1 protein-coding gene is annotated in these 925 nt (G+C 60.8%); it reads right to left on the bottom strand.

Annotated features, from left to right (window positions below; genetic code table 11):
- Nucleotides 1–60 precede the first annotated feature (60 nt).
- Entirely contained in the window at nucleotides 61–777 is a 717-nt protein-coding gene (locus tag HU811_RS27035) for an SIMPL domain-containing protein (RefSeq protein WP_186659175.1), read from the bottom strand.
- Between the last annotated feature and the right edge of the window lie 148 nt (nucleotides 778–925).

Here is a 925-nt window from a genome sequence, read left to right on the forward strand (position 1 = left end):
CCCGGCGGGAGCAAGCTCCCTCGCCACGGGGGGCGCCGAGGCTGAACCCACTGCCCACCATTACTGCATCAACACCTCAACCACTCCATCCGCCGTCATGTTCACTTTGCTGGTGCCTGCTTCGACTTCAGGCGTCACGGATTCAGCATCCATGGACGCGCCTTTCATCATCATTTGCGGGCGCATGTAGGGCTGTGGATAACCGTTGCTGTTGAGGTTCAGGTTGACGATTTTGTAACCCTTGCCGCCCAGGGCCTCGGTGGCCAGTTGGGCGCGGGCCTTGAAGGCGTTGACAGCGTCCTTGAGCAGGGCGTCTTCGCTGGTCTGGCGGGTGGCGGTGGAGATGGCGAAGTCCATGCCGGCCATTTTCATATCGGTGAGCAACTCGCCAGTGAGTTTGGACAAGGCCGCGAAGTCGGCGCTTTCCAGGCGCAGTTCAGCACGCTCGCGCCAGCCGGTGATTTTCTGGCCTTTGTTGTCGTAGACCGGGTAGCTGTTGCGGCTGCCTTGGCGCAGGGTGATGTCTTTGACCTGCTTGGCCTGGCCGATGGCTTTGTTCAGCGTGGTGCTGATGGCAGCGGCGAGTTTGGCCGGGTCGGTGTTTTGTTCCTCGGTGTAGAGGGTGACGATCATCAGGTCGCGGGCGACTTCCTGGCTGGCTTCGGCGCGCACGGAAATCTGGTTGTAGTGAAGCTCATCGGCGGCCAGGGCCGGCAGGCTGGCGACGGTGCCGAGGCTTAAGGCGAGCAGGGCGGCGTGACGACTGAACGTGTGCATGAAAGCTCCTTGGGATGAGGCGCAGGGGTGAGGTCCGGGCCTGCGTGAAGGATAAGACTCTAGCTTTTATGGGTGGGTTCGCACAGTTACAACTTCTATACAGATTGCGGGTGAGAGGCTTTTTGTGGCGAGGGGATTTATCCCCGCT

This window comes from Pseudomonas tehranensis, from assembly GCF_014268615.1.
In the GTDB taxonomy this organism is placed as follows: domain Bacteria; phylum Pseudomonadota; class Gammaproteobacteria; order Pseudomonadales; family Pseudomonadaceae; genus Aquipseudomonas; species Aquipseudomonas tehranensis.

Coding starts and splice junctions, on each gene's coding strand:
- HU811_RS27035 (WP_186659175.1), bottom strand. CDS start 777: ATGCACACGTTCAGTCGTCACGCCGCCCTGCTCGCCTTAAGCCTCGGC.